General features: G+C 47.1%; 17 protein-coding genes and 2 pseudogenes. 9 read left to right on the top strand and 10 right to left on the bottom strand.

Going from position 1 to position 23,401, the window contains the following annotated elements; all coding sequences use genetic code 11:
* The first annotated feature begins 11 nt into the window (after positions 1 to 11).
* The 3 genes from AC1MDE_RS13085 (at position 12) to AC1MDE_RS13075 (ending at position 3,862) form a co-directional block, all read left to right on the top strand.
* Positions 12 to 953, top strand: a complete 942-nt coding sequence (locus AC1MDE_RS13085; RefSeq protein ID WP_480344625.1) for a D-2-hydroxyacid dehydrogenase — start codon at positions 12 to 14, stop codon at positions 951 to 953.
* 70 nt (positions 954 to 1,023) lie between these two features.
* A complete protein-coding gene (gene dctA, locus AC1MDE_RS13080) occupies positions 1,024 to 2,379 on the top strand; it encodes a C4-dicarboxylate transporter DctA (RefSeq protein WP_480344624.1) in 1,356 nt (451 codons plus the stop codon).
* Between the two features lie 505 nt (positions 2,380 to 2,884).
* Positions 2,885 to 3,862 (top strand): FRG domain-containing protein, encoded by a 978-nt coding sequence (locus tag AC1MDE_RS13075; protein ID WP_480344623.1) that lies wholly within the window; start codon positions 2,885 to 2,887, stop codon positions 3,860 to 3,862.
* A gap of 203 nt (positions 3,863 to 4,065) precedes the next feature.
* On the opposite strand, the gene AC1MDE_RS13070 is transcribed toward AC1MDE_RS13075, so the two are convergent.
* On the bottom strand, positions 4,066 to 5,175 hold the full coding sequence (locus tag AC1MDE_RS13070) for a hypothetical protein (protein ID WP_480344622.1): 1,110 nt from the start codon (positions 5,173 to 5,175) through the stop codon (positions 4,066 to 4,068).
* Between the two features lie 125 nt (positions 5,176 to 5,300).
* Here AC1MDE_RS13070 and AC1MDE_RS13065 point away from each other — a divergent pair.
* Positions 5,301 to 5,902, top strand: a pseudogene (locus tag AC1MDE_RS13065) (tyrosine-type recombinase/integrase).
* Between the two features lie 197 nt (positions 5,903 to 6,099).
* On the opposite strand, the gene AC1MDE_RS13060 reads toward AC1MDE_RS13065, so the two are convergent.
* Positions 6,100 to 6,957, bottom strand: coding sequence for a DUF4365 domain-containing protein (locus tag AC1MDE_RS13060; protein WP_480344621.1), 858 nt, complete (start codon positions 6,955 to 6,957; stop codon positions 6,100 to 6,102).
* A 287-nt stretch (positions 6,958 to 7,244) separates the two neighbouring features.
* On the opposite strand from AC1MDE_RS13060, the gene AC1MDE_RS13055 reads away from it, so the two are divergent.
* Both AC1MDE_RS13055 and AC1MDE_RS13050 read left to right on the top strand, forming a co-directional pair.
* Entirely contained in the window at positions 7,245 to 7,703 is a 459-nt protein-coding gene (locus tag AC1MDE_RS13055; protein WP_480344620.1) for a GNAT family N-acetyltransferase, read from the top strand.
* A gap of 77 nt (positions 7,704 to 7,780) precedes the next feature.
* Positions 7,781 to 8,296, top strand: a complete 516-nt coding sequence (locus AC1MDE_RS13050; protein ID WP_480344619.1) for a GrpB family protein — start codon at positions 7,781 to 7,783, stop codon at positions 8,294 to 8,296.
* A gap of 274 nt (positions 8,297 to 8,570) precedes the next feature.
* Here AC1MDE_RS13050 and AC1MDE_RS13045 read toward each other — a convergent pair whose 3' ends face one another.
* The 3 genes from AC1MDE_RS13045 to AC1MDE_RS13035 all read right to left on the bottom strand — a co-directional run bounded on the left by AC1MDE_RS13045 (position 8,571) and on the right by AC1MDE_RS13035 (position 13,446).
* The gene (locus AC1MDE_RS13045; RefSeq protein ID WP_480344618.1) at positions 8,571 to 11,648 is read right to left on the bottom strand and encodes an efflux RND transporter permease subunit; all 3,078 of its coding nucleotides are present in this window, start codon (positions 11,646 to 11,648) and stop codon (positions 8,571 to 8,573) included.
* The gene (locus AC1MDE_RS13040) at positions 11,641 to 12,756 is read right to left on the bottom strand and encodes an efflux RND transporter periplasmic adaptor subunit (protein ID WP_480344617.1); all 1,116 of its coding nucleotides are present in this window, start codon (positions 12,754 to 12,756) and stop codon (positions 11,641 to 11,643) included. The genes AC1MDE_RS13045 and AC1MDE_RS13040 overlap by 8 nt, the downstream gene beginning before the upstream one ends.
* A 75-nt stretch (positions 12,757 to 12,831) precedes the next feature.
* Positions 12,832 to 13,446, bottom strand: a complete 615-nt coding sequence (locus tag AC1MDE_RS13035; protein ID WP_480344616.1) for a TetR/AcrR family transcriptional regulator — start codon at positions 13,444 to 13,446, stop codon at positions 12,832 to 12,834.
* 89 nt (positions 13,447 to 13,535) lie between these two features.
* Here AC1MDE_RS13035 and AC1MDE_RS13030 point away from each other — a divergent pair, with 89 nt between their 5' ends.
* From AC1MDE_RS13030 to AC1MDE_RS13020, 3 genes are all read left to right on the top strand, one after another.
* Positions 13,536 to 15,053 carry an efflux transporter outer membrane subunit gene (locus tag AC1MDE_RS13030; RefSeq protein ID WP_480344615.1) on the top strand — a complete coding sequence of 506 codons (1,518 nt, stop codon included), beginning with the start codon at positions 13,536 to 13,538 and terminating at the stop codon, positions 15,051 to 15,053.
* Between the two features lie 28 nt (positions 15,054 to 15,081).
* Positions 15,082 to 15,564, top strand: a complete 483-nt coding sequence (locus AC1MDE_RS13025) for a hypothetical protein (RefSeq protein ID WP_480344614.1) — start codon at positions 15,082 to 15,084, stop codon at positions 15,562 to 15,564.
* 128 nt (positions 15,565 to 15,692) lie between these two features.
* Positions 15,693 to 16,478 (top strand): SDR family NAD(P)-dependent oxidoreductase, encoded by a 786-nt coding sequence (locus tag AC1MDE_RS13020; protein WP_480344613.1) that lies wholly within the window; start codon positions 15,693 to 15,695, stop codon positions 16,476 to 16,478.
* A gap of 264 nt (positions 16,479 to 16,742) precedes the next feature.
* On the opposite strand, the gene AC1MDE_RS13015 is transcribed toward AC1MDE_RS13020, so the two are convergent.
* From AC1MDE_RS13015 to AC1MDE_RS12995, 5 genes and pseudogenes are all read right to left on the bottom strand, one after another.
* Positions 16,743 to 17,771: a tyrosine-type recombinase/integrase gene (locus AC1MDE_RS13015; protein WP_480344739.1), complete on the bottom strand. Its 1,029-nt coding sequence runs from the start codon at positions 17,769 to 17,771 to the stop codon at positions 16,743 to 16,745.
* 496 nt (positions 17,772 to 18,267) lie between these two features.
* Positions 18,268 to 19,731, bottom strand: coding sequence for a hypothetical protein (locus AC1MDE_RS13010; RefSeq protein WP_480344612.1), 1,464 nt, complete (start codon positions 19,729 to 19,731; stop codon positions 18,268 to 18,270).
* Positions 19,732 to 19,871: 140 nt separating this feature from the next.
* A complete protein-coding gene (locus AC1MDE_RS13005) occupies positions 19,872 to 21,536 on the bottom strand; it encodes a tetratricopeptide repeat protein (protein ID WP_480344611.1) in 1,665 nt (554 codons plus the stop codon).
* Positions 21,537 to 21,548: 12 nt separating this feature from the next.
* Positions 21,549 to 22,640 carry a protein kinase domain-containing protein gene (locus AC1MDE_RS13000; protein ID WP_480344610.1) on the bottom strand — a complete coding sequence of 364 codons (1,092 nt, stop codon included), beginning with the start codon at positions 22,638 to 22,640 and terminating at the stop codon, positions 21,549 to 21,551.
* 184 nt (positions 22,641 to 22,824) lie between these two features.
* A pseudogene (locus AC1MDE_RS12995) lies at positions 22,825 to 23,340 on the bottom strand (IS3 family transposase); the annotation flags it as partial.
* Between the last annotated feature and the right edge of the window lie 61 nt (positions 23,341 to 23,401).

Genomic DNA, 23,401 nt, shown 5'->3' with positions numbered 1-23,401 from the left:
CAGGGGGCGGTATGAAAATTGTGACGCTTGATGCGGGGACGTTGCCCGTACAGTTAGAAAAACCCCAGCGCTGTGATGACTGGATTTACCGGGAAAGTACGCGGGAAGAGGATGTTGTCTCTGTCCTGGATAACGCAGAAATTGTCATCACTAACAAAGTACCGTTACGTAAATCCGCGCTGGAAAAACTGCCTTCTCTGCGCTTTATCTGCGTTGCGGCTACAGGCTATGACTGTATCGATACAGACTATTGCCGTAAGCGCGGGATTGTGGTCAGTAATGTTCCTGGTTACTCGACTCGTAGCGTCTCCGAAAGCGTGATTTCTTCTGTCTTTGCCCTGAGGCGCCACCTTGTTGAGTACTGCTGCTCGTCACATACCGAATGGAGTCCTTCCTCACATTTCTGCCTGCATAAATCCCCAATCGGTGACATTCAGGAAGCAACTCTGGGCATTATCGGACGCGGAGATATTGGCTGTGCCGTTGCCCGCCTTGCCAGAGCTATTGGTATCAATGTTTTGTTTGCTGAACGGCCCGGGCAAAATAATGTGCGGGAGGGTTACACGCTATTTGATGATGTTATCTCTCAGAGCGATATCCTGACGCTGCATTGCCCTCTGACCGCTGAAACGCATCAGATCATTAATCAGGATGTGCTGGCACGCATGAAGCCCAGCGCTCTGCTTATCAATACGGCCAGAGGTGCGCTAATTAATGAGGACGACCTGGCCGATGCCCTCACCAGAGGAGAAATAGCTGGCGCAGCGCTGGATGTACTGGCTAAAGAGCCGCCCTCCCCTGAAAATAAGCTTCTTCACGTTCGGCATAAAAACCTGCTGATTACTCCCCATATTGCCTGGGCAAGTCAGACCGGGGTAAATAACCTAATAAAAGGAATTAACTATAATCTGGCTGGTTTCTTTGCAGGTGTAATAAAAAATCGTGTTGTCTGAATAACAAAGGGCGTGCTATGACACGCCTTTTACTGACCCTACAATTGCACCATCACTCCGAGGAATTATTATGTCTCAGAGCATCCGCGCCTCGAAAAAAGATAATGTAAAGTGGTATAAACGCCTTTATATACAAGTCATCATTGCTATTATTATTGGTATAGGAATAGGACATTTCTACCCAAATATTGGCGTGAATTTGAAACCTTTTGGGGATACTTTTATAAAGCTTATCCGACTACTAATCGCGCCTATTATTTTCTGCACAATTGTCAGTGGTATTGCCAGCATGAAAAGTCTGAAGAGTGTCGGTCAGGTAGGCTGGAAATCACTGGTCTACTTTGAGGTGCTGACTACGCTGGCTCTCATTATAGGTTTAATTGGTGTTAACCTGATGGAGCCTGGCAAGGGGATGCATATTAATCCCGCTTCGCTGGACGGAGGAGCTATCGCTTCTTATACCAAAGCAGCGCATGAGCAATCCGTAACCGGTTTTCTGACGCATATTATTCCTGAAACCGTCTTTGGCGCGTTTGCTGAAGGAAATATCCTGCAGGTGCTTTTTATCTCTATCCTGTTTGCTTTTGGGCTTCAGTTGCTTGGTGATACAGGTAAGCCATTGCTTAATACCATTGATTTGGTCGCAAAAACGTTTTTTCGCATGCTCAAGATTGTGATGTATGTTGCCCCGCTGGGTGCAATGGGCGCCATGGCATTTACCATCGGTAAATATGGTGTGGCATCACTCTCCTCTTACGGTGCCCTTCTGGTATGTTACTACCTGACCGGCCTGTTTTTTGTTTTTATAGTCCTTAACGTAGTGGCTAAGCTTTGTGGGTTCAGCTTATGGCGCTTCCTGCGTTATATTCGTGAAGAGCTGGCGCTTGTACTGGGGACGTCATCGTCAGAATCAGCGCTGCCCCGACTGATGACTAAGCTGGAAAAGCTTGGCTGTGACAAGCCTGTAGTGGGCTTGGTCGTGCCCTCTGGCTACTGCTTTAATCTCGACGGCAGCTGTATCAATATGACGGTACTGGTGGTATTCATTGCCCAGGCGCTGGACATTCATCTTTCAATTCAACATCAGATATCTCTGCTGGTCATTCTTTTACTGACCTCAAAAGGAGCAGCAAGTGTCAGCGGTGGCGCATTTATCACACTTGCTGCCACGCTGGGATCATTGAACAGTGTCCCGGCTGCGGGTCTGGTACTTGTTCTTGGAGTATATCGCTTTATTTCAGAGGGGGGCGCACTCATTAATGTTATTGGCAATGGGATTGCTACTCTTGTTATTTCTCGCTGGAACGGGTCACTTGATATAGCGAAACTCAACAGCGAGCTGGGAAGCTCTGATGCGAAAAAGTCTATTCAGTCTGATTATATCTCCTCGGTAAGTGCACAAAAATATTATAAAGGAGACAGCTGATCATGTTCAATCAGGCAGAGGTCTGAACCTTGATCTCTGCTTATCATTAGTCTCCTGTTTAGAAGTAATTTTACCGACATTGATTACATGACGCTTTCTCATGTCGCATCAGTTGCGCGGACTCTTTCTATAAATGTCAGCTTTTCGCTCATAGAGGACATAATATTAATTAGTTCAAAGTTCTAACCCTGCCTCAAGCCTGTCGTTTTAACCTCTTCCATTGCTCGATAGTCAGAGTGAACATCAGGTTAGCCGGTGGGTCCTTAGGATTGTCCACCCTTTGGGTAAACAGCAAACCTGCTTTTTCAAGAACGCGGCGAGAGGCGATATGATTTTCGCGTGTCACTCCGACAATGGTTGTCAGGGCTGCAACAGCAGCCCTGTGCCAATAGCAGACGCTTCTTAGCTAAGAATCAAGTCTTAAGATATGCTTGCATTTCTTATCATTGAACATTAAGTTGCAAAAAGAAAATGACTTTAAAACATAACTAATGCTAGGTGATTAATGAAAGATCTCTATTCAAAAGATAACACCGCTTGTACTGGAGTTGTCAGTAGTGTCGCAGATTTTCTGAATCTTGTTAAAAAATCCAATGGGGAGTGGCTTTATGGGAATTTATTCAGGGGCCAAGGCAATACTGAATGGCCTATATTGTCATCTCTTACCAGAAGCATTATTCCTTCAATCGATGAAATAAAAGAAAAGTACGGGAATATAGAATTAAACTCACAAAGGTTTGAAGATATCTTTAAAAATGAATCACTTAAAAAAATGATGAGTGATAAGTTAAATCCAATACACTCTGGATATGTTAATTTTAAAAATCTTTTGCCTCCATATCTCAACGAGGTTGAAAACAAAGAATTTATTCTTAACTCAGATCTATCACTGTTATTGTTAGCTCAGCATTATGGATTGCCAACAAGATTCATTGATTGGAGCCTAAATCCTTTAGTAGCGCTTTATTTTGCAGTTGAATCCTCCGGGCCTAACACAAAGGAAAAAGCAGCTGTATTCAGCTATACTGGTGAAAGTACTCTAACAGGAGAGGAGTTTTATCAAGGGTTCCAATATGGATTCGATGTTAATTGCAAAGAAATAGTAGATTCTATTTTTAATAAAGATCGTGATAACTTCGATTTCATGCAGGCGGGGAAAGTTTCATCTTGCAAATTTAGGATGTTGGCAGTGGAAGAACTGGAGTTCATCCCAGGTCATCCAATTTCTATTACTCATTTTAAATTTGATAAAAGAATGGATGGTCAAGAATGCATGTTTACCTTCCAGAATAAATTGTTAGAACCCTTCAAACCATTACATTCTGAAAGCCTAATAAAAATTGAAGTAGAGAATCCATATGCAATAAAAACCGAGTTAATTCAATTGGGTTTTGTTACATCAAAAATATATCCATCTATTTCTGGTTTGGCCCAAACACTAAAGTTTAATCATGCGAATGTAAATTATAAATTTCTTCTGTAGGGATTTATTATAATTTCATCTGCGGAGGAAGTTTCATCGAGTATTGAAACCTTTGCTAAGGCATTGCATTATTATACTATAACGCAGAACTTCTGCTCTTCGCTCATAGCTGAACATCAGCCCGTTCCTGGTTCCGCTTTGTGCCAATTACAGCCATTGGCGTAAGTTTATATGTGGTTTTATCAGTCTATGAGGCTAGTCGGTCAAATTGATAGCAATTTAGCATTTTTATCGAGATAGATTTTTACTTCACCTTCCCAATGCCCATAATCTTTTACCTGCACACCGATAAAGACAGTAAAAAAATCTTTATCTAAAATGTCACTGACCACATAAAAAGCTTCTACTCGATCAATACACTCAAGAGTGGTTTGCCTTTCCACTGGCAAATGGTTTTCTGGGCCTAAAGCCGAATGATAAATCACTTCAAGTTTTAAAATTCGCTCTAGCCAAGTAGTACACTTGAACAAATTATAATATTCAGAAAGGTTTACTCCAATTACAGGCTGTCCGTAAACTTCTCCTTTCTGCGTTGATAAGCAGATCATGAGATGCTGTGATAGTCTATCTATGCCTGAAATGATCTTAATATCACCATTTTCAATAAGAAGATCACCAGTATCATCTAAAGCCAAATCACTCCCAAGATTACGACCACTAATTCGTTTGGCTCTTGGTGATATTTTTAACTCTAAAATAAGGCCAGTAGATGTGAAAACCATTCTAGGGGGAATTCTGAGTAAACGGGCATCACTAAGTGATTCTGAAATTATACATTTCCCTTCATTAGTAAGGTCGTCGAAGCAATTTATCACATTTAAAATGTCAAACTTATCACCAGAAATGTATTCATCAAGTTTTATATTCCATGTGGTGGGTTCAACTGATAATAATTCTCCAGTAAAAATTAGTTGACTACCTAACCTAAACAACTCGGATTTGGATTCTTCCGGTAATTTTAAATGTTCATGTTGAATCTTACGTTCATGTTCCTCTTTCATTTGAAGCAATACTTCGGGAGTGAATATTACTTCATCTCTATCAATCATTACAGAATGGGTTACACATAACCAAATACCATTAGTGATATCGGAACGTTCTTCAGAGGTCATATCACTTCTGTATCGCCTGCCGCCAGGAGCTGCAGCATAAATATGAGAAGCAACGCCAGTGTTATTCACCGCAGAACTAGACTCATGACTGGGTCCACATGTAATCTGCGCACAGCCTGTAAAAGAACATCTAAAATTCGCTCTTGCTGCTAAAGCTTGCTTAGTCTTGGAAGAAAAATCATCTCTGTTTTCTTTGCCCATCTTTCCTTTCTCATCACACTGTCAATCTAAATGAAATCGTTATACAACAACCAACGGCCCCTGTCTGCTCCTCGCTCATAAGGGACAACCATACTCAAATCTCCCACATTGCAGAAGATTTGAGTATGAACACGTCACCGTGGAATAAAGACCGTATCATAGGCCAAAAAAGACCACTTCAGATATCTCATATCAGGGGGATTCGAATCCGACTTGAACTGGAAGGTAAAACGCGTGATTTAGCTCTGTTCAATATGGCCTTAGACAGTAAGCTACGAGGCTGCGATCTGGTGAGCCTCAAAGTATCTGATGTTGTATATGGTAGCTCGGTTTCAAGCAGAGCTACGGTGCTGCAACAGAAAACCGGTAGCCCTGTGCAATTTGAGATAACTAAAGGGACAAGAGAAGCTGTTGCTGCATTGATAAAGCTTGGCAATTTGCACAGTAAGACTTCTTGTTTCGGTCTCGGATCGGAACTAACCGGCACATATCAACCCGACAATACAGCCGAATTTTTCATGGGTGGGTAGAAAAGCTTGGTCTCGAAGCTTCGCTTTACAGCACACATTCCATGAGAAGAACAAAACTTTACTTGATATACAAGAAAACCAAGAATCTCCGGGTGATCCAACTTCTGTTGGGCCATAAGAAACTGGAAAGCACAGTCCGTTATCTGGGCATCGAAGTCGATGATGCGTTAGAGACATCTGAATCGATTGAAGTCTAAGGTTGTCAGGGCTGCAACAGCAGTCCTGTGCCAGGAACAGACGTTACTTACCTCGCGATATATTAATTTATGGTGAGATGGTCACATGTTTGTTAAACATGTGTCAAATATTTAGTGGTGTAAGTGAATATCGACATCAGATTGCTGAAATAATGATGCAGAACGCGGCCTAATTAATTAGGGCGCAACTGCGCTCTTCAATAACCCGTCATGTGATAAACCCAATCTTTTGTCTGCCGTCTAATTTCACGACTCAATGTTTGGGGCAGTATTTCATTTGGAGTTCGGTCGCCCTTAATCCAATTAAAAGCATGGTTGAACATATAAAGCAATATCGCCTCGTTATTCTCAAAGTAATCGATAGCTTCTTCTATAAAGGGAGCTCTTAGCACCAGCCTTCTATCATGAGATACAGCATCTTTCAGCTTTTCATAATCGATGAAATGATGGTTGAATATGTCAATTTCGCTATTAAAAGTTATATAGTCCTTGTGTTCATCTTGGAGGTAATAGTCTTCCTCTACAAAATTATCTAAGTCATGTTGTTCTAAATCATCTAATAATGATTTGGCGAGCCTTATCAGATCTTTGTCGGATTCTGAAAGCATTGCCATCCTCCAGGAATTTTTGGATTCAACACATAATTTATCTGAATCTGTGAAGGTGACTTTTTTGGACTGGTGTCCTTTTGAGGTTATTTCTTGAACTATTTCATCCAGACATTCTTTTGAAAATGGCTTCCAGAACATCTCAGGATCATTATGGCCATCCGCCATTACGATGGAGACCAAAACAACTTGAGTTTCCAACTGTTGCCAGTACCTAAAGTCAGATAGATCGATCTGTATATCAGGGGTGTTTCCAACCGTTGATTTAATTTGAACCGCAAAAAAGTCCCCAGTTGATATTTCATCTTCAAAAATTTCAACTTGAGCATCTATGCCAACATCAATATCAAGCAATCGGCAAGGCCAATTAAAATAGCGAACTATCCAATAAGCAAAATATAGCTCACCTGCTCGTCCTGTTACTCCGGTGCTTTTGTATTTTTTCATGGCTTAGCTAATAGCTCTTCCTTTTCGCTGAGTTAGACAGGTTACACCCTAGCTAATTGTCTGCCAACTGAATGGTTAATATGAATTGCAACTGTTCCTGTAGTCACTTTCGTGAGAGCACACCACAAAAGTGACTACTTCCGCTTTTCGATCACATCGGACCTTTGTTTTTCCACTCCGTGCCAACAACGGAACTTGCATACGAACCCGTATGTTAAATACTGAATGCCAAAATAGGTGGAACACTATGGTAGATTCCGTAGTTAAAACTGAAACGAGGATAATGAATGTTCAGCATTTCAGAAGTAGATAAAAGTGATTCTGACCTAACGTGTCTGGTGAGCGAGTTAGATGCCTTTCAAAGCCAACTGTATCCTGCAGAGAGTAATCACTGCCTGGATCTTTCAACAGTTAGTGACAAGCAACTCCGGTGCGTTATCGTGCGTGATGAAAGTGGCTCACCTGTAGGCTGTGGCGCTCTGCTTCTTCAGGAAAATGGCTCAGCAGAGATTAAGCGGGTTTATATTCGACCGGAATACCGGGGCAGGAAGCTCGGAGAAAAAATTGTCACTGCAATCGAGACGATAGCTTCAGAAAATAATTCGGGCATCTTGTTGCTTGAGACAGGGATTCTCCAGCAACCGGCTATAGCACTTTATCGTAGTTGTGGTTACGAGATATGCGATGCATTCCCCCCATATGCAGCAGACCCGTTGAGTGTTTTTATGTGCAAAAAAATCAGATAATTTAACGTTATCAGGATGCCAGGAAAGGCCGAAACAGTGCTGTGATGGTAAATAACCCCGACAGAGAGGATGTGTTTATGCGGAAAATTATTGTTGTGCCATACGATGATAGATGGCCTGAGATGTTTGAAGCTGAAAGCTTACTGATAAAGACATTGCTCGGTGGTGGAGTGGCGAAAGATGTCCATCATATTGGGAGCACGTCAGTTCCTGGTCTCTCCGCAAAGCCCGTAATTGATATGCTACTTGAAGTTTCCGACATCAATGAACTGGATAAGTACCATTCTGCAATGGCCCACGCCGGGTATGTTGCTCGCGGTGAGAACGGGATTGCGGGGCGCAGATATTTCATTAAGGGTGGTGATCAGCGTAGTCATCAAGTTCATGCGTTTGCAGTCGGAGATACGCAGGTATTAAGACATCTTGCTTTCCGTGATTATCTTCGAAGAAACAAAGACATTGCAGAAGAGTATGCTGAGATAAAACATGCAGCTGCATTACTCAGCTGGAACGATGTTCATCGCTACAGTGCCCTCAAAGCGAACTTTATAGTGCGTCATCAACAACTAGCGCTAGCTGTCTTAAAACGATAGAGATTGAGTTCGTTGCCGGGAGGGTATGTTCAATAATGATTAATTCACTGAGTAGTCATCAGTCTACGTCTGCTGATCGCTCATAGCTGCCGGTCAACTCGGTAGGAAACTGTCTCTATTTTCTGTTGCAGATGACCAAGAGAAGTGCAAACAGGCAGTCAAGTAAAATGCAAATACCCAATTCAGCCACGCGCAGTCCTGACCAGACTGTGCAGCGATAATAAGCTGGACGGGAGGGGAAAATGCTCCCCTGCCGTTAGTGTTATGGTTATTACTACACAGATTTATCGGGATTTTTATCATCCCGTATCCTGAACCAGATGGCATACATTGCTGGCAGGAAAACCAGTGTAACAATGGTGCCGGCAAATGTTCCGCCAATCAGCGTGTAGGCCAGCGTTCCCCAGAAAACAGAATGCGTCAGGGGGATAAAGGCCAGGATGGCGGCCATTGCCGTCAGTAAGACGGGACGGGCACGCTGTACCGTCGCCTCAACCACTGATTCAAAGGGCGAGAGTCCTTCCTGTTCATTATGATGAATTTGTCCTATCAGGATTAACGTATTACGCATCAGAATGCCCGATAGCGCGATCAGTCCCACCAGGGCATTGATTCCGAAAGGCTGACTGAAAAGCAACAATGTCGGTACCACGCCAATCAGCCCCAGTGGTGACGTCAGGAACACCATGACCATCGCTGACATTGAGCGGACCTGCAGAATGATGATCAACAGCGTGATGGCAATCATAACCGGAAAGAGCGGAACCATGGCCTTCGTCGCTTTTCCGGACTCCTCAGTGGGGCCTCCCTGCTCAATACGGTATCCGGCAGGAAGCCTGGCGATGACAGGCTGCAGCTGTTTGAGGATTGCCGTGGAAACGTCGGGCGGCTGCATGCTGTCTGCAATGTCTCCCCTTACGGTAATGGTCGGGGTGCGGTCGCGACGTCGCAGCACGGGGTCTTCCATCCTTACCTCAACATCGCCTATCTGAGACAGCGGAATGCGCTGACCTGATCCGCCTGCCAGAGTCAGGCCGGCTATTTTGGCGGGATCAAGTCTGATATCGCCGGCTGCACGCCCCATAACCTGCACGGACCGGATGTCTTCACGAACCGACGTAACAGGAATGCCGGACAGCAGGAACTGGAGTTGCTGCGCGACGGTATTTGACGTCAGTCCCACGGCCTGAAGTCGGTCCTGATTAAGTGAAAATTGAAGCGTCGGCACGCGCTGGCCCCAGTCCGTATTCACGGTCCTCATCAGGGGGCTGGCCTGCATGATGGCCTGGACTTCGCCTGCGATTGCACGCAGTTTATCCGGATCAGGCCCCATCACCCGGTAAGCCACCGGATAAGGTGAATACGGACCGAAAACCAGCTGCGTCACGCGAACACGTGCTTCAGAAGCCAGCCCGCTGGCGGCGGCTTCACGCAGCCGGGTCTTAAGATTATCGCGGGCATCCTGACTGTCTGTCAGGACCACAATCTTCGCAAATGAAGGGTCAGGAAGCTCAGGTGCCATCGCCAGATAGAAGCGGGGTGAGCCCTGTCCGATATAGGCGGTGACGATTCTGGCCTCTTTCTGCTTTCTCAGCCAGCTCTCGATTTTCGCCGTGGCCGCACTGGTCTGCTCAATTGAGGTACCGTAAGGCATCTGAACCTCAACTAACACCTCCGGACGATCGGATGTCGGGAAGAACTGTTTCTTGACCAGCCCCATGCCAAGAACGGCCACGGTGAAGATGATGATAACCGTCCCGGCGACTGCCCATTTACGTTCAATGACGCGGGCCAGAAGCCGGCGAAATCGGTTGTAACGTGGCGTGTCGTAAATGGCGGCGTGGCCGCCTGACACCGTTTTGATCTCTGGCAGCATTTTCACGCCCAGATAGGGTGTGAACACCACAGCGACCACCCACGACGCTATCAGGGCAATACCCACAATCCAGAACATGTTACTGGTGTATTCACCGGCGGTGGATTGTGCGAAGCCGTTGGGCATAAAGCCCACGGCCGTCACCAGCGTCCCGGCCAGCATCGGGGCGGCAGTGTGGCTCCATGCGTAGGCGGAGGCTTTAATACGATCGTAGCCTTCCTCCATTTTTACGACCATCATCTCAATCGCTATGATGGCATCGTCCACCAGAAGTCCCAGCGCCAGAATCAGTGAACCCAGGGTTATGCGGTCAAAGTTTTTACCTGATGCCTCCATGACCACGAAAACGACTGCCAGCGTCAGCGGGACGGCAGCCGCCACCACCACGCCCACGCGCCAGCCCATGCTGACAAAGCAGACCACCATGACCACGAGCAGCGCAACGAAGAACTTGACCATAAATTCATCGACCGAAGAGCTGATGTTGACTGACTGATCGGTGACTTTCGTCAGCGTCATGCCCTGCGGCATGGAGGCGTTAATAATGGCCGCTTCCGCATCCAGTGATTTTCCCAGTTCAAGGCCGTTCCAGCCCTCCCGCATGATAATGCCCAGCAGCAGCGCCGGTTCACCCTGGTTGCGGATGAGAAACGTCGCGGGATCCTCATATCCCCGCTCAACAGTGGCAATGTCCGACAGCAGCAGCGTTCTGCCATTCACCACGACGGGCGTTTTGCGGATCTGTTCGAGACTGCTGAACGCCCCGTCAAGGCGGATAAATACCTGGGGGCCCTGAGTGTCAATGGAGCCTGCCGGCGTCAGGACGTTCTGGTTATTGAGCGCGGAAAATATGTCCTGAGGAGAGATACCCAGCGTGGCCAGCCTGTCATGGGAAAAAGAAACAAAGATGCGCTCAGCCTGCTCGCCCATAATGTTGACCTTTTTTACGCCCGGCACATGAAGCAACCGCTGGCGCAATGCTTCCGCATCCCGCACCAGTAACCGCTGAGGCTCACCTTTCGCTTTCAGCGCAAAGAGGGAAAAGGTGACGTCAGAGAATTCGTCATTGACCATGGGCCCGATAACGCCGGCGGGCAGATTCTTAGCCTCATCGCCCAGCTTTTTACGCGCCTGATAAAACTCCTCCTGCACCTGCGAAGGCGGCGTGATGTCCTGCAGCGACAGCATGGTGAACGCCATCCCGGGTCGGGTATAGGTTTCACTCCGGTCGTACCATTTAAGCTCCTGCAGGCGCTTCTCAAGCGGTTCAGCAACCTGATCCTGCATTTCCTGCGCCGTCGCCCCCGGCCACGCGGTGATGACTGTCATCTGCTTGACGGTAAACGGGGGATCTTCTGCCCGGCCGAGTTCAAAGAATGACAGAATGCCGGCGACTGTTATCAGAATGATCAGGAATAAGGTAATCGAGCGCTCACGGACGGCGAGCGCAGAGAGATTGAAACGGGCGTTACTCATCCGGCTGGCCTCCGGCAATGCTGCCATCGCCCTGGCGTGCAACGCGGACCGTTTCGCCCTCGTGCAGCAGGTGAGCCCCAAGCGCAACCACCTCATCGCCGGCACTGATTCCGCTGGAAACTTTTGCCATATCGTCACTCAGGCCCTCTACCTGCACCGCCCGCCAGGCCACGTGGGCGGGCTGACCGGTAATGACCCACACTCCCGGGCCCTTACCGGCGTCAAAGAGCGCCGCTATGGGGACCTGGGTTGCTTTATGTGGCACCTCTTCATCCGGAATCTGCAGCGTGACGGTCGCCCCCAGCGGTGCGTTCGCCAGCGCACCTTCAAGCACGTATCGTGCTTCAAAAGTGCGGGTTAACGGATCGGCCGCATCAGAAAGCACGCGAAGTCGTGCATTAACGGACTGATTTTTGTCGCCGTAAAGCGTCGCAACAGCCTGGCTTTCAGGGGCAGGCCTGAGCGTTTCAGGCAGCTGGACAATGGCTTCACGCTGCCCGGCCCGCGCTAACCTGATAACCGGCTGACCCGCGCTGACCACCTGACCCGGCTCAGCGAGCGTATCCATGACGACGCCATCGGCATCGGCCAGCAGCACGGCATAGCTTTTTGCATTCTGTGCCACGTCAGCCTGGGACTGTGCGGCACTGAGGTCAGCTCTGGCGGTATCGGAGGCGGCCTTGATTTGATCGTAAGCTGATGCTGATACCGCACCCTCTGCAACCAGACCCCGGTAACGCGCTTCATCAAGAGAGGTCTGCCTGGCGCGCGCGCGCGCAGCCGCAACAGCCTGCTGCTGAGCCTGTGCCTGAAGACTCAGATCAGCAGGGTCAAGGCGCATCAGCGGCTGTCCGTGTTTCACCGTATCACCGGTATCAACGAGACGTTCAAGGATTTTACCCGACACCCTGAAGCCCAGGTCGCTCTGTGTGCGGGCGACAATCACGCCGGTGAAGGAACGGGCAGTCTTGTCAGACTCCGCCACGTTTACCGCCCTGACCAGCGGGGGCTGCGTGCGTGGGTCATCGGTGCCGGAAGTGTCGCCGCAGCCCGCCAGGGCTAACGGCAGCAGGCAGACAGCTAAGGTGGCAGGTTTGATCCTGAGCATGGGTTACCAGATTATCGTTAAAGGAAGGTAACCGCATTCTCATTCTAGTGACCGTTAATGTCAATGGTCACTTTCTCAGGGAGCCAGGCTTCTCAATATGAGTGACGAAAGGAGCACCGCAGCGGACTCTGCAGTTTCAAGGTTGTACTGCAGCATAACCGGGCTGATATACGGCCTCATGACCAGAAAAACGGCCTGTGTGGCTTCATCAAGCGGCGTCTTACGCTCAAATTCCCCGGAGCCTCTTCCTTCAAGGATAATACTTTCAATAAGTTGTCTTATATTTTCTTCATGTAAAGCTGCCGACGGCCATCGATCGCGCGCGGCGACAGCGGCAATGTCGTAGAGCTTTCGGTCGTGAAAGAAAAGGTCGCTGCCCGACTGCGTCAGCGCCCTGAGCATCTGCCTCATCTTCTCAGACGCCGTCGGTGCTGCAGTGATGGCTGCATGGACAATATCCATGATCATTTTCAGGCGATCAGAGCAGATTTGCTCGCCAATAGCCTGTTTAGAATCGAAAAACTTATAAATGTAAGCCTTCGAAAACCCTATCGATTTTGCCAGATCGGATACGGTGGTTTTCTCATAACCAAAATGCCCGAAGTGTTGCGTCGCGGCTGCGACGACCTGATCGCGGATTGCGTGTTCTGAGGGGCCCCTGACGGGGTGAGTAGTCATAGGTTTATTCATTCTTCCAGCTTAGCGCAGCAGACGCAGATTGACAACGAGTGACTAATTGGTAATGTAGTCACACTTCAAAAGTGTCTCAAGGAATTTTCATGTTCCCTTTACGTCCGTTAGCGTTGGTGTTGAGTACCGGCATCCTGGTGGGCTGTGCCGTCGGACCAGATTATCACAGACCGGAGGCGCCGCATGCGAAACGTTACATGGCTGATCCGGCGGTGGTTAGCAGAGCCGGATCGCGGCCCGCCAGCTTCGCCGTGTGGTGGGAGGGCTTCAACGATCCGCTGCTGAGTCAGCTCGTTAAGGACGCGCTGGCACAGAATCTGGATATCGCGCAGGCAACCGCCCGGATGGCACAGTCGCGGGCGGGACTGGGTACGGCCACCGCAGCGCTGTTGCCATCGGCAAACGTCAGCGGTCAGGCGGGGCGAGCTTATCAGTCTGCCGAAACCCCGCTGGGTCAGGTTCTCAGCACCACCCCGGACTTCAGTCGCTTCGGCAACAGCTATGAAACCGATCTCAACGCAGGCTGGGAGATTGACCTGTTTGGGGGGCTGCGTCGCGGACGCGAGGCGGCTCTGGCTGACTATCAGGCTTCTGAAGCGGGAGTGATCGCTGCCCGCCTCGTGGTGGCTGCCCAGACTGCTGAACTCTATATCACCCTGCGCGGTTTACAGACGCGGCTCGACATCGCTGAGAAACAGGTGCGGACGCAGCAGGCGCTTCTGGAAAAGGTGAAACTCCTGCAGACAAAAGGGCTGGCTCCCGGGTATCAGGTTCAGCAGACTGAAGGTGCACTGGCGCAGGTTGAGGCCACCGTGCCGGCTCTCCGGACAGGGCTTGATGCCGCCATGAATGCGTTAGACGTGATGCTCGGTTCTCCGCCGGGGACTCACCGCAGTGCGCTGACTTTACCGGGAGCCATTCCGCAGGCGCCGCAGATATCCGCTGCAGGCACGCCTGCTGATCTCCTGCGCCGCAGACCCGATATTATTGTGGCGGAGCGCAATCTCGCTGCCGCAAATGCGCGTATCGGGGTTGCCGTCAGTGAGTATTATCCGAAGCTTTCTCTCAGTGCATTACTCGGCAGCGCAACATCCGTATCGGGCGGAAACCTCTTCTCCGGCGGTGCCAGCCAGTATGCCGGGGTGCTGGGCCTGCGCTGGCGGCTCTTCGATTTCGGACGCATCAATGCTCAGATAGATCAGGCTCAGGGCCAGAAAGCCGAAGCGCTCGCTGCTTATCGCCTGTCGGTACTGCGGGCCAGTGAGGACGTCGAAAACGCATTCTCGTCTCTGATTAACAGTGAAATACAGACTGCAGCGCTGACCAGAGGCGTAACAGCGCTGTCCGGCGCACGTCAGTCGTCTTTTATTGCATGGAAACAGGGTACCGCAAGCCTGATAGATGTTTTGCATGATGATGAAAATCTTCTGCAGGCTTCTGACGCCAGAGCGCAGGCTCAGACGCAAAGCGCTCGCGCAGCGGTCGCCGCATTCCGGGCGCTCGGCGGAGGCTGGCAGCCGCCTGAGACTGACGGTGAAGCACCTCTGCAGTTTCAGAAAGATGACTGCCGTCACGGCCGCGTTAAAGACGCAATTTTGCAGCACTGAACATCGCCGTTATGAGACCGGGATTAACATGAACAGGATAGGATTTATAGGCCTCAATGCCTCCTCTGAAAGCATCATTACGGCAATTTACCGCAGCCTGCCTGAGACGCAGGTATTTCTTTACCCCTCAGGCTGCAGCCACGTCCAGAAAATGGCAAAAGACTATCCCTGCCGGACGCTGGATGATTGCGAGTCTGTAGCGAACGAAGCAGAGATAGTTTTTCTCAGTATGCCTGTCTCTCAGATGGAGTCGTCATCGGACTGGAAAAAACCCAGAAATGTTCATGTGATGGCTTCGCTGGTGCCGGACCTGTCCCTTAAGCAGTTACGTCTGAATTTCCATTATGAAACGTGCATCCGGGTGGCGATTATCAATCGTGAAGAGAACACCAAGCCGATCGCGATTCTCACTGGAAGCAGTCAGCATCTTCAGCGTTTCTTTGAGCAGGCGGGGTTTTATCTTATGACAGCGGAAGAACATCAGTTCAATTTTATAACTCAGTCATTGTGATTTAAATCATCGAAAATACAAGATAATGATGTTTTTTATTTTCAATATTAAGTAAACGCACTGACTACACAATAGCTTAATTTCCCGGGGCAACCTCGTCTAACAGCATCAATGCAGGAGCAACTCGTATGACAGTATCAGACAGTAAATGGGTTCTTATCACCGGAGCCTCAGGCGGATTTGGCGAAGAGTTTGCACGGCAGTTCGCTGCACAGGGAAGGCCTCTCGTTCTGGTGGCAAGGAGGCTCGATAAACTGGAATCTCTGGCGTATGAAATACGTCAGCGTTTTAAAACTGACGTCATTACTGAGCAGGTTGATCTTTCCCAACCGGAAGCTGTCAGCGATCTGCACAGGCGACTTAGGACACAGAATATTACGGTCGACACGTTAATTAATAACGCAGGCTACGGCCTGCAGGGTGGCTTTCTGGAGCAGTCACTCGCGGAGTCGCTGGACATGATAACTCTCGATATCGCCAGCCTTACAGCGGTCACCCGTATTTTTGCAGAGGATATGAAGGCCGCCGGAAAAGGCCGTATTCTGATGGTGGCCAGTCTCCTGTCATACCAGGGCGTTAAAAATTTTGCCGTCTATTCGGCCGCAAAATCCTACGTACTCAAATTTTCGGATGCCCTCCATCAGGAGCTGAAATCTGAGGGTATCACCGTCACGGCCCTCTGCCCAGGCATCTCAGACACCGGGTTTGCTGAGGCAGCGCGCATGAAGCTCACTCCACTGCTGAAAAATGTCATGATGAAACCAGAACCCGTAGTTAAAGCCGGTATCCATGCGCTTGAGGCCGGTAAAATGAGCGTGATACCCGGTTTCGGAAACAAGGCCATTGCATTCCTGACATGGGCTACACCCCGCCGGCTTCATCAGGCGATCATGTCCTATGTTATGGGTATGTAATGTTCAAAGCCACAGAAAGAGCCTGTACATGCATGAAAGCAGGGAGTACCAGAAAATTTTCCTGAAAATGTCAGGCATGCTGAACGGCTCCTGAATAATAAGATAAAAGTCGTCTCAATGCCTCTCAGGGACGGAGGGGCCGCTTCCTTCAGGTAAGATAGAGGGCGCCGGCGTCGGAAACATAAATTGTAATGAGGATGCTTCAGGCATCTGTCTCTCCCTAAGCTCTCACACGCCCTGGCGTCAGCACGTAACTGGCCAGTTTCAGCCTGACAGATGGCTGTCCATAAAATCAACCATGGCGCCGGCGTGCGCATCCACGTGGCGGATATAGCGCATTACCGTCTCGGGCTTTTTCCAGGTTCCTTCCTGCATGATCTGCGCGGTACTGTAATTCCTCATGGCCATATCGACCGCTGCGCCAACGCGCGTGCTGTGTCCGGTCCAGCCCCGGTACCGCCCTTTATTGGCTTTCACCTCACCCGGAGATCCGGCAGTTCGCCACGCCCGGCCGAAAATATCCTCAATGGCGCGGGTTGAGAGGGGATTAACGGTGCTGACGGCGGCCAGATTTGAACGATGCACCGGCCCGAAGATGTAGGCGTCAGGCTCGGAGATCAGCCCGGACTGAGTCAGCCATTCCGTCAGGCGAGTCGTTGACAACTCGCCTAGCGCCTTGATGAGGCCCCCGGTCTGCACGATCGTTTTGGTCCAGGCCACGTCCAGAATGATGCGCCCATCGGATGCCCGGGTAACGTCCCGGACCCTGAGCCTTCCTAGCTCGCTGATGCGCAGCAGTGTTGCGTAAGCCACGTGCAGGAAAGCCAGATCGCGCGTCTGCATAAGACGATCGGAACCAGACCAGGCAGTATCCAGCTTCAGCAGGTCAGTAATACGAAACGGTATGGCCTGGCCGGCACGTTCACCCTGAACAACGGCGGTGCGGTTGATGCGCTTTACCGCACGAAAAACCAGCGGCGAGGTATTCGGCGGCACCAGTCCGGCGTTACGGTGTAACATTGAAATCAGCGCGGCGTGCGTCGATACTGTTGAAGAGGCGCGACCGCTTGCCTGCAGATACAGGAGATAGTCGCGAAGACAGGCGGAGGACATGGGCAGAAAAGTGCGGCTGTTTTCATCTGCCCACTTTGCGCAGATCCGCATCACGCTGAGCAGCTGACGCCACGTGTTATCTGAGAAAGCTTCACGATCCTGCACGAACTCGCGCAGCCGGTGGGCAATGTCGCTATCGGAGGCCAGGATCAGTGCGGAAGCAGGGTGTTTTTCGTTCATATCGTTCGGTTTATCAGCCGTCATCAGGGAGGCGTTGCTGTGTGAATTCTGCGATACGTGCAGGGCTGTAACCCTGCAGAATTCACGTAGCGCTGCCGTTTAAATCACCAGCTCCGCACGGTGCAGATTTGCTAAGAGCACGATCGCGATGAAGATCCCTATCATACGCGGATCCTTTAACGGATCCCAGCTTCATATAAACCCCATTATATGAAGTTAGGATAGATTTAGAAAAACCATTAATAACAGAAGTGATATATAGTGAGTGCATAAATGGTTGGCTATTTATTAGAGAACTCCACTATGAAAAAGATTGGCACAAGCTTTTTTATTTTACGGTTTAGTGAAATCTAGATATTTCTTAAAGAGGACTGACAACTATCCTTGCCTTTTATATTTTGCTGACTCAGACAGACTGGATTGCGGACGTCACACATCAAAACTGACCTAAAGTATATTAAATAAAGCCCATAAATCACTCTCAAGTTGATTATATTTAGTTTATAAATTTTATCATATCTTTATATTCCTCTAATAGCTCAACGTATTTTTCTTTTTGATATTGGTCGCGAACCGATAGATAAACTACCCTACCATTTTTAACGATCTCTTCTATTTGCTCGAATATTCCAATAACTCTCGATGTCATAATCTCATTTCGCATATCATAATAAACCGAGGAGCATGTTTCATTAAATTCAAGGGCAGGCCTGTAGCGTGAAAATCCAGACTTTGAGCTATTTAACGTTATCTTACACTTTGATTTTATACCATTAATCTTATCCAAAAAACTTTCAAGCTTAAACTCTAAGCTCTTTTCTTTATAAAAATACTTAATATCGCATGAGTTTATATACTTATTAAGAATGCGGCGCCATGCTCTAGCTCCTCCATTATCACCTTTAATAGCTGAAATATCATAAAAAACACGCTCCGAATTGAAAAGAATAGATTTATTGTCAAACTTAACAGTGATTTTAATGGAATTATTATGCCTAAATTCGTTTTGTACTAATTCCAGTATTAAGTCAGCCATATCATACATGAAGTCGTCTTTAAATATTTTACCATCAATGTAATTCCTAAGCTTTCGTAAAATCACTTTGCCGTAGCTATCATTAAGCAGAGTATTCATTTCTTTACAATCTAGATCATTGATATTGAATTCAATGGAGGGACCAGAGATGACATCTCGAATTAACAACGCATCATCCGACTCAACGTCGAAAGTTAAATCTAAAAATGTTTTGATTTTGGGAATTATATATTCAATATCTGTAGCGAGAATTTTGCAAAAATCTAATTGACCATCTCGGGAGTAAGTGTCATCGTCTGCAAAATCTGATACATTCTTAATGATAAGCCAATTAACGTCTCTTAAAGCAGGAATTAATGCAAAACCTTCCATCTCTCCGCCATAGCAACCAGCGGTAGAGGTCAACAATTTAGTTCTAAAATCCGCATCTTTAATTAATAGTTCGGCTGAGCAAAGCCTTCCGATAATTACATTATCATTATCTGAAAATGTAGCCTGATCAATTGAAACTAAGGACTTGAAAGTTCTTATGTTAGGTGTAGATCCTACGTTTGTTACTGTCTGCTGATTTGCCGTACACAGCTCATCTGAAACAATAGTCATTCCTAACTTGGTAATGTTGGGATCACCCCAGCAAATTCCTGACAGGATAGTTAAGGTCGGTTCGGGGTTTATATCGTTTGAAATAAAAGCTTTACATACATTAACAATTGAAAACTTGCTAATTGTTCCACTTTCACCGCTAAGATGCAAAACAAAAATATTACCAATCATTCCTAGGTAAGCACCACGATTATTTCCATCGATTGTTACTTTATGAATATTATTTATTATTGAATTTATAGCAGCTTTTTCTTTACTATTAGAAGTTAAAAGCAGAATAAAATTCTTATCCAAAACTTTTTTGTAATCACTTACTCTCATAACAACTTCCTTTTAAATTATATCATGCGTTAGTTATAGGTAGAAACTTCAGTTAACATTCAACTAAACAGAAATATTGAATAATAAAATATTATTCACGAAAATAAATCAAAAGTAAATTAAACTATGGCCCATATGTATTATTTCCTTCTATTCCTAGGAAGCCAGATCGTAGGTTTCTTTGGGTCGAAATCGAAGAGGTATTCTTCTGAAGGATCTTTATTTTCATCGGATTCTATAACAGAAGTAACAGTTGGCGTTAATTCAGTTAAAAGTTTTCTCCAGTCACTGGAACTTATTCTTATTTTCCCAAGTTTCCTAAGATAAAATGATACTGAAGGCTCATCCCAGAAGCCTCCTGATCCTGCTAGCGACTCTAACTTGATGAATAAGTTTTCCTTCCAAGGAGCATTAGCTATCAGGGATTCACGCAGATGATTTAGTTCAGCTAATACAGCTGAAGGATGGTTAAGAGATTTCAAAATGGCAATCGCATTCTCATAGAAAACTTTTCCATCATCGATTTGCTGCTGGCGATAATGTATTAGGCCAAGATTTGCTAGGGCGTGCCCCACAATAGTCTTATTATCACTCTTGAGCATTGATTCAATACGGTGGAGTGCAGTTTTAACAAATTCATGATCAGCGCCTGTATCATTCATTTCGGCTAATGCAACCCGAGAAAATATTAGATTAAGCTGAAGTGTCTCATCATGAGGGTTAATTTTTAATCCTTTAATAGAAATTTCAGCGGCCTCCTCATATTTATCCAGCAAAGATGCAATATAAGATGCCTGTATTGCTGGCTCTGCACTAAAAGGTTCCTCTTCGATCCATTTCATCCCATACTCTAGAGCGAGCTCCATTTCTTGCCGTGCATATGCATCCAGAAACTTTGCTTCATAGGCCTTGTTTTGCTTTTCAAGAGTACCTGCATTAACAAGCCCAATTCGACCTTTTTTTTCAGCCCACTTCGCCTGAGCCAGTACATTCGCATTTGGCCAATTAAGTGATTCTTTAAAGAGTTTTTTAGCCTTTTTAAGAGCACCTGACATAAGTTCCATAGAACCTACAGAACTCTGTAGCTCAGATACGTGGCGAGCATCAAAACCAAATTCAAGCGCACGTTTAACACTATTCCAGTGACGAGATGGGCGACCGGCACCACTGGTCACAGCTAATTCTGCAGACAATAGCCACGGGTCTGTTTTAATGTCGGGATGTTTGAGGAGGAGGACATGGGCTTTATCAAATTCATCAAGGTTGTAGTAAAAACGAGAAGCTACACGCGTTGCCCAACGATTAGAATTTGCAAGCTTTAAGCCAATTCTAATTGCACGTTCAGCAGCGTTAACTTCGCCAATGCTCATGTAAAGGCGTGATAAGTCGATCCAACTCAAGCTATCTGTAGGATGAGATTTCAACCAGATTCGTTTATTCCGAATCTGGTGGGCGGCTTTCATACCCGGATTCAGAAACTCTTTTAACTCGATCTGATTGACTACTAATCTAGCAAGGCTACTTAAAGCTGGAGGAAGATTTTTTCCTGTACGCAACACAAAATTTGCTGCTAAGGAAGCTTTCTCAACATCTCCCTGAATGTATGCAATGTTAAGCAGATCAATTGCTTTCCCCAACTCAGGTGCCTGAAGAAAATCCGTATGCACGCCAGTTAACGAACTATGCGCCTTTTCTGAAGGTTTACTAGCTGAAAGAGATTGGATTTCAGGGGATCTTGCTGCTTCGTAAGATTGGTACCAAGCAGGAATTACCACTCGATCTTCGATTTTAGTTGTGGCGCTCATTAATACTCCGGCTTAGTGCCCTTTGATGCGTAGTTGCTTAATAAGATAATCGAATTCACTAATCAGTCTGTCCAGACCTAATATTGGCTTTTTCATTCCAATTGTTTGAACTGCACCGCGTCGGTCTACCCTTGGGTGGCTACACCTTATAACAATGTCTCTTAACTTTTGCCCCAGCCACTCTGGTTCAATTAATGTGAATTGATCAACGGACAAATTGAAGGCATGTTCTAAATGAGGCAGAGCCTCTAAAAATGAGTCCCCTTTGCCACCCCAGTATTGAGGCGCAGCACTCTGTGGAATGTGTTGTTTCAGCATAGCGTTAAGCGTCGTTCCTAACATCAGAAAACAAATTACAGATCCAAGTTGGTAGAGATCACAACGTTCTCTTCGATCTATCCATTCATTAGCCCTAAATCCGTAAAGTTGTTCAATGGGTGCGTAGGACATATCGCCTGCTATATCTGCATCATCATACCAGTGATTATGCCCTTGAAGGCTGGCTCTACCCAGGTCACCAATTTTGGCACCATGTTCAGTAAAAACCATTACGTTAGAAGGCTTGAGGTCCTGATGAGAAATCCTTGCACTATGTAACTGGTTTAGACCAGTCGTGACATCCTTTAGATACTCAAGTTTTGCAGCCTGAGATAACTCGCCAGATATATCTACATAGGCACGTATATCCCCGCAATCAGCCATCTCCATAATCAAATAAGGGACGATATTTAGGTAGTTGCCATCAACCACTGCTTGCCCTTTATCTAGCACTTTCACAACTTTTTTAAAGCGGCGAGTTAGACAAATATCATTAAGTTTGTCTTCGAATTGATAATCGCCCATTACACTCGCCATAACTTCCATAAAGTTTTGGCCTTTAAGAGAATCAATGAGTGTTTTATGAAAGTCGAAAGCTTTTAGAAACGCATGTGTTTTACCATCAAGACTGCTTACTCTATATGAAACAGAAAAGTGACCTCCTGTGCCATTTCCTCCGGCTTGAACTCCTACCATAAGCCTTTCACCAACTACCCATTTTTCATCAAGTAGCAATCCTTTAAGGCGCTTAGCCGGGCTTTCATCTAAAACCTGCATACCTGTCATGTATACCCCTAAGTAATTTGCTGTAAACAGGGATCTGACGTATCGCTGCTAGGCAAGCTATCATGGTGGGCCAGCTCCCAATAATAATTACTAAAATAGTGTGAAAACCACTCAGAAACTTTAATATACATTCAGAAACATCCTACTTAAAATGATTTGTTTTCATGAATCATTTTGAAATGTTTGTCATCGTCATATACTCCTTCGTGAAATCATCCACGCAGGTCAGACACTTAATCCGGCGGCCGCTGGCAAGTGCACCCCTGAAAAATCCATCAACCATGTCAGGTTCGACACATCCGAGCGAAAAAGCGGAAGCCGCTCAGTCGCCAGCGTCTTACGACGCCGTCTGCGTTTTACGCTCAGGCCGTTGAGATGATAGATGCGGTATACCCGTTTATGGTTGACGTGAAGGCCCTCCAGAAGCAGTAACTGCCAGATGCGCAGGTAGCCAAAGCTGCGGCGTTCAAGTGCCAGCTCAGTGATGCTTAGAGACAGCTGCGCGTCATCAGCTGTATGCTTAGCCAAATAACGGCAGGTCGACAGGGACAAGACTGCCAACAGACAGGCATGACATTGTGACAGACCTGTTCACATATGACTTCCACGACTTTACGCTTCTGGTCTGTCGTCAGAACTTTCGGCCAAAAGCAACCTAAAGCGCCTCCTTACCCAGCTTGCCTTCAGCGAGCAGCTTCTTGTGGCAATCGCCCCACATTTAACATAATAAGTATTTCGCGCCCTTTGGGTGTTACTCCAAA

It is taken from the genome of Pantoea folii (assembly GCF_056678875.1).
This window is presented reverse-complemented; position numbering and strand designations above follow the sequence as displayed.